Genomic DNA, 6,096 nt, shown 5'->3' with positions numbered 1-6,096 from the left:
GTCCGACCTCGTCGCCCGGACGGTCGCGCTGCGGTCCCACCCCGGCATGGACGATTCGGTTGCGTACGTGTCGAAGGTCAGGGCGGTTCCCATCGCCCGACCACTCACGACAGCGGTGGTGTCAGTCGTCCAGCTGGGCGACGTACATCGTCACCTCGGGTGCGACGGCGATCTCGTCGAACTCCGGCGTCTCCCACACGACGAGCTGTGACTCCATGGACTCACCTCCATTCGCAGGGCCGCGTCACGACGTTTCCGGCAGGGCGAAGACGACCAGCGCGCTGCCGTGGCCCGCGCCGAGCATGCCGGGGAGGAAGCCCTCGGCCCAGCCGCCCCAGCCGACCGGCACGGCGACGTACTGCCGGCCGTCGACGGAATACGTCGTCGGGCTGCTGTGGTGGCCGCTGCCGCACTGGAACTGCCACAAAAGCTTCCCCGAGCGCGCGTCCAGCGCGTTGAACTCGCCGGACGGCTCACCGGCGAACACCAGGTCACCGCCGGTGGCGAGCGTCGACGCGCACATCGGGAGTTCGTTGCGCCAGCGCCACTTCTCTTCGCCGCTCGCGTCGAAGGCACTGATCGAGCCGGCCATGTCGTCGATGTCGACGGCGACCCCCGCGCCCCAGTACGGGATGCTCTCCCGGAACTCCCGGCGCCGCCGGGTGGCCGTCGCCCCGGTGTCCTGCACCGGGACGTAGAAGAGCCCCGTCTTCGGGCTGTAGGACGCGTGCGTCCATTCCTTGGCGCCCGCCGGGCCCGGGTAGAAGTGGACCGGCACGCCTTCCTTGTCCGGGTACACCTTCGCCGTGACCCGGCCGTCGCGCGTGATCGCGCCCCAGGTGATGCGGTCCACGAAGGGCGTGATCCGGACCAGCGAGCCGTTCGTGCGATCGAGGACGAAGAAGTAGCCGTTCTTGTCGAAGTGCCCGAGCAGCTTGCGGCCGTCGTGCTCGAACAGGATGCATTCGGCGATGCTGTCGTAGTCCCACAGGTCGTGCGGCGTGCACTGGTAGTGCCAGCGGATCCGGCCGCTGTCCACGTCGACCGCGACGATGCTGTCCGTGAAGAGGTTGTCCCCTTCGCGGACTTCGCCGTCGAAGTCGGGCGCCGGGTTGCCGGTGCCGACGTAGAGCAGGTTCGTCTCGGCGTCGAACGTGCTGGTGAGCCAGCAGTTCGCGCCGCCGCGCGCCCACGCTTCGCCTTCGGACGGCCAGGTTTCCGAGCCGGGCTCACCGGGCTTCGGCACCATGTAGCAGCGCCACTGGTGGTCGCCGGTCTCGAGGTCGAACGCGTCGAGGTGCCCGCGCACGCCGAACTCGCCGCCGGAACTGCCGACGATGACCAGGTTCTTCACGACCAGCGGCGCGACCGTGGCGCTCTCGCCGGCGCGCACGTCGCCGTAGGTCTTGGCCCACACCCGCTTGCCGGTGGTGGCGTCGAGCGCGATCAGCCGCGCGTTCGCCGCGACGAAGAAGACCTTGCCCGCGGCCACCGCCACCCCGCGGTTGACGTTCCCGCAGCACAGCGAGACGTCGAACGGGACGGCGTGCTTGTAGCGCCAGATCTCCACGCCCGTCTTCGCGTCGAGGGCCCACACCCAGCCGTCCCAGCCGGAAAGGAACATGACGCCGTCGACGACGATCGGGGCCGCCTCGAACGAGTAGGTCGACGCGCCCGCGATCAGGCCCGTCGTGCCGGCCTGGAAGATCCACGCGGGCACGAGCCGGTGCACGGTCTCGGTGTTGATCTGGTCCAGCGGGCTGTACCGCTGCCCGTCGTACGCGCCGTAGTACGTCAGCCAGTTGTGGGGTTCGGACCGGGCGTCGAGGATGCGCTCGTACCCGAGCCGGGCCACCACCGGCGGGGCGACCTCGCCGCCCGCGACCTTGCCGCTCAGCGTGCCCTGGTCGATGGCCTCGCCCGCGTCCACGTAGTCGACAGTCATCTCGTCCTCCTCACGGCCGCGGCTGCTGGGGTCGGTCGAGGCGGGCCTCCGGCGGCGCGTCCCCGAGGACGACGATCGCGCCGGTCAGTCCCCGGCCCTCGTCGTTGCCCGTGGGCGAGCTGAACCAGTAGTAGCCCGGCCCGTCGAGATTGAGCGTCGCGCGGCCCTTGGAGTGGTTCACCAGCCAGATGAACTTCCGGTCGCCGTTGCTCGGCAGCAGGGCGCAGTGTGTGTTCCGGTCGTCGTTGATGAGCTCGAGCTCCAGGTCACCGCCGTGCGGCATGACCAAAATGGACGGATCCCAGGTGAGCTCGTCCGGGTTGATGCGGATGGTGGCCTGCAGCCGGCCGCCCGGCCCTTCCAGGGCCTGCCCGATGTTCCCGGTGCCCAGGACGGCGCCCAGCGCCGCCTTGTTCTGCGCGTCCAACCCGATCTTGTTGAGCAGGTCGGTCCGTTCTTGGATGCTCGTCATCGGCCTTCGTCCTCCTCACCCCGATCTCCATGGCCGGAAATCAAGCTACGCCGGGCGTGGCGCGCGAACGGGCCTCGCGCCGTTCACCGGCGACCGGCTACCGTTCACAGCCGATCGGGCCCCACTGGCGATCGAGGTTCATGACCCGGTCCCACGCGGCGACGAAGTCACGCACGAACTTCCCCTCGTCGCTCGCGTAGACCTCCGCCAGCGCACGGAGTTCGGAGTTCGCGCCGAAGACGAGGTCGACCCGGCTGCCGGTCCACCGGAGCTCGCCGGTGACCCGGTCCCGGCCCTCGAAGACGTCGCCGGCCGGCTGCCACCGCACGCCCGGGTCGAGCAGGTGCACGAAGAAGTCGTTGGTCAGCAAGCCGATCCGGGACGTGAACACGCCGAGCGGCGAGTTCCGGTGGTTCGCGCCCAGGACACGCAGACCGCCCACGAGCACCGTCATCTCCGGCGGGCTCAGGCCCAGCAGGCTCGCGCGCTCGACCAGCTGCCGCTCCGGGTCCGGCGCTTTTCCTTCGTGGTTGCGGAATCCGTCGCCGGCCGGTTCGAGAACGGCGAAAGACTCCGTGTCGGTCCACTCCTGCGTCGCGTCCGTTCGTCCCGGGGTGAACGGGACTTCGACGCCGGCCGCCTGCTCGAGGGCCGCCACGCCGCCGAGCACGATCAGGTCGGCCAGCGAAATCCTCTTGCCCGAAGACTGCCTGACGTCTTCCAGGACGCGCAGCACGTGCGCCAGCTGCCCGGGTTCGTTGACCTCCCAGTGGCGCTGGGGCTCGAGGCGGATCCGGGCGCCGTTCGCGCCGCCGCGCATGTCGCTGACCCGGAACGTCGAGGCGGACGCCCACGCCGTCGAGACGAGCCGGGCGACCGTCAGCCCGGACGCGAGGATTTCCCGTTTGAGCACGGCGATGTCCGCCGCCGAGACGAGTTCGTGGTCCACGGCGGGCACCGGGTCCTGCCACCGCAGCCGTTCCGCCGGGACCAGCGGGCCGAGGTAACGCTCGCGAGGCCCCAGGTCGAGGTGGGTCAGCTTGAACCAGGTCCGGGCGAAAGCGCTTGCCAACCGGTCCGGGTGCGCCAGGAAGCCCCGGGCGATCGGTTCGTAGCCCGGGTCCACGCGCAGGGCCAGATCCGTCGTCAGGATCGTCGGGGCGTGCGTTTTCCCGGGGTCGTGGGCGTCCGGGACGGTGCCCGCCCCGCCGTCGCCCCGCGGGATCCACTGCCACCGCCCGCCGGGGCTCAGCTCCAGGTCCCACTCGTGGCCGAACAGCGTCTCGAGGAAACTGTTGTCCCACCGGGTCGGGGTGGGCGTCCAGGTCCCTTCCAAGCCGCTGGAGATGGCGTCCGCGCCCGTGCCGGTGCGGTACCCGCTGCGCCAGCCCAGGCCCTGTTCTTCGAGGGCCGCGCCTTCGGGGGCGGGCCCGAGGTGGATGTCCGGGTCGGCGGCGCCGTGCGTCTTGCCGAACGTGTGCCCGCCCGCGATCAGCGCGACGGTTTCCTCGTCGGACATCCCCATGCGGCGGAACGTCTCGCGGATGTCCCGGGCCGAGGTGAGCGGGTCCGGGACGGTGTTCGGCCCTTCCGGGTTGACGTAGATGAGGCCCTGCTGGTCGGCCGCGAGGGGGTGCCGCAGCTCCCGGACGCCGTCGTGCCGCTCGTCGCCGAGCCAGGCGTGCTCGGGCCCCCAGTCGACGTCTTCGTCGGGCTCCCAGGCGTCCTCGCGCCCGCCCGCGAAGCCGAAGGTCGTGAAGCCCATCGTCTCCAGGGCGCGGTTGCCCGCGAAGACCATCAGGTCGGCCCACGAGATCTTGCGGCCGTACTTGCGCTTGACCGGCCAGAGCAGCCGCCGCGCCTTGTCGAGGTTGCGGTTGTCCGGCCAGCTGTTCTGCGGGGCGAAGCGCTGCAGGCCCGCGCCCGGGCCGCCGCGGCCGTCGCCGATCCGGTACGTCCCGGCGCAGTGCCAGACCATCCGCAGCACGAGCGGCCCGTAGTGGCCGAAGTCGGCGGGCCACCACTCCTGTGAGGTCGTCAGCACTTCGTCGACGTCCCGTGCGACGGCGTCGAGGTCGAGGGTCCGGAACTCGGCGGCGTAGTCGAAGTCCGGCCCGAAGGGACCCGCCGAGTGCCGCCGGAGCCGGCCCAGGTCGAGCCGGCCGGGCCACCAGTCGCGGATTCCACGCACGGCCGTCCTCCGCGGGTCAGATGTTCAGCGCGCGGCGCACGGCCGGTGCGTTGCGGCGGGAGACCGGCACCATCTCGTTCGCGCCGCCGTCCATGACGAGCCGCAGCTCGCCCTTGTGGCCGCGCTCGATCTCCCGGATGCGGCTGAGGTTGACGACGTACCGGCGGTGCACCCGCAGGAAACCGGCCCCGGCCAGCTCGGTGTCGAGCTTGTCCAGGCTCGCGGACGCCGCGCGCAGCCGTCCTTGCGCGGTGGACAGCCACACGTCGTTGCCCTCCGACTCCGCGAGGGAGACTTCCGGCAGCCGCAGCAGCACCATCCGGTTCTCGCGCATCCCGACCACCCGGCGCGGTGGCACGCCGGGCCCGTCCGGCGGCGGCAGCGGCGCGCCTTCGCCGACCCCGAACGAGACCAGGTGCCCGATCAGGTGCGCGGACGAGAAGACCGGCCGGATGCTGATCGCCGTCGGCTCGTCGGCGAGGTGGGTGAAGATCCGCGTCGAGCCGACCCAGTCCGGGTTGCGGGCCGCCTGCTCGCCGGCGTGCCGGACGGCGGCGATCAGGGCCGGCAGCCCCGGGTTCCAGCGCAGGGAGGCGTCGATCGCCGGGGTCGACGCCGGGACGCCCATCAGCACGCTCGCCCGGTCGTCCGCGATCACCGCCTTGCCCGCGGTGTCCACCACCGCGAGCGGGGTGCTGGAGCGGGCCCCGGCCTGTGAGTAGGCGGCGACCAGCTCGGCGCCGATGTCGCGGGCCCGGTGCTTGAGCGCGCGCTGGGTCTTCGCGACGGCGTCCGCCAGCCACCCGCCCGCGGACGGGGGCAGGCGGCTGTGCCAGCAGGAGAGGTTCAGGCCCCCGATCGGTTCCCCCGTCACGACGTCGCGGACCGCGATGCCAGCGCTGACCCAGCCGTGGAACGCCTGGCACCAGTGCTCGGCGCCGCTGATCAGCACCGGGCCGTGCGCTTCCAGCGCCGTCCCCATGCCGTTCGTCCCGGCCGCGCACTCGGACCAGCAGAACCACGGCGCCAGGTTGAAGTCGGTGGCCCGGGCCAGCGTCGCCGGATCGCCCCACTCGCCGAGGATCCGGCCGGCCGCGTCGGTGACCGTGACGGCGCCGTGCAAGGCACCCATTTCGTGCGCGACGGACGCGGCGCGGAAGCCGAGTTCGGCGAAGACGAGGTCGTGTTCCGGGGAGTGCTCGCGCCCGGCGGCGGCCACCGGCGCCTCCCTCAGGTGGGGGTCGACCCGGTACTGCTCCCGGCAGCGGTGCCAGGAGATCGCGACCACGGGCCGGACGCCGGGGACCTGGTCCTCGCCGCGCACGAACCGTTCCCACGCTTCGAACACGGCGCCGCCGCCGGGGCCTCTTCCGTCGAACCGATGTGCGTCGATCATGGTGGGCAACCACCTTCGCCCCAGCGCGGACTGGGCATTCCACTCTAAGGACCGGTGCGGCGCCGCGTATGTCCCTCGGGCAGCGGAACTCG

General features: G+C 71.8%; 5 protein-coding genes. All 5 read right to left on the bottom strand.

Annotated features, from left to right (window positions below; all coding sequences use genetic code 11):
- Nucleotides 1–121: 121 nt before the first annotated feature.
- The 5 genes from pqqA to ACWEN0_RS37670 all read right to left on the bottom strand — a co-directional run bounded on the left by pqqA (nucleotide 122) and on the right by ACWEN0_RS37670 (nucleotide 6,004).
- On the bottom strand, nucleotides 122–217 hold the full coding sequence (pqqA, locus tag ACWEN0_RS37690) for a pyrroloquinoline quinone precursor peptide PqqA (protein WP_451984565.1): 96 nt from the start codon (nucleotides 215–217) through the stop codon (nucleotides 122–124).
- Nucleotides 218–244: 27 nt separating this feature from the next.
- Nucleotides 245–1,945, bottom strand: coding sequence for a PQQ-dependent dehydrogenase, methanol/ethanol family (locus ACWEN0_RS37685; protein WP_451984563.1), 1,701 nt, complete (start codon nucleotides 1,943–1,945; stop codon nucleotides 245–247).
- Between the two features lie 10 nt (nucleotides 1,946–1,955).
- The gene (locus ACWEN0_RS37680) at nucleotides 1,956–2,417 is read right to left on the bottom strand and encodes an MSMEG_3727 family PQQ-associated protein (RefSeq protein ID WP_451984561.1); all 462 of its coding nucleotides are present in this window, start codon (nucleotides 2,415–2,417) and stop codon (nucleotides 1,956–1,958) included.
- Nucleotides 2,418–2,514: 97 nt separating this feature from the next.
- Nucleotides 2,515–4,608 (bottom strand): catalase/peroxidase HPI, encoded by a 2,094-nt coding sequence (gene katG / locus ACWEN0_RS37675; protein WP_451984559.1) that lies wholly within the window; start codon nucleotides 4,606–4,608, stop codon nucleotides 2,515–2,517.
- Nucleotides 4,609–4,624: 16 nt separating this feature from the next.
- The gene (locus ACWEN0_RS37670; RefSeq protein WP_451984557.1) at nucleotides 4,625–6,004 is read right to left on the bottom strand and encodes a LytTR family transcriptional regulator DNA-binding domain-containing protein; all 1,380 of its coding nucleotides are present in this window, start codon (nucleotides 6,002–6,004) and stop codon (nucleotides 4,625–4,627) included.
- Nucleotides 6,005–6,096: the final 92 nt, after the last annotated feature.

The organism is Amycolatopsis sp. NPDC004378 (genome assembly GCF_053602455.1).
This window is presented reverse-complemented; position numbering and strand designations above follow the sequence as displayed.

Bases quoted from the DNA above. Each gene is read 5' to 3' on its own strand.
- pqqA (WP_451984565.1), bottom strand. From the start codon at position 217: ATGGAGTCACAGCTCGTCGTGTGGGAGACGCCGGAGTTCGACGAGATC.
- ACWEN0_RS37685 (WP_451984563.1), bottom strand. From the start codon at position 1,945: ATGACTGTCGACTACGTGGACGCGGGCGAGGCCATCGACCAGGGCACG.
- ACWEN0_RS37680 (WP_451984561.1), bottom strand. From the start codon at position 2,417: ATGACGAGCATCCAAGAACGGACCGACCTGCTCAACAAGATCGGGTTG.
- ACWEN0_RS37670 (WP_451984557.1), bottom strand. From the start codon at position 6,004: ATGATCGACGCACATCGGTTCGACGGAAGAGGCCCCGGCGGCGGCGCC.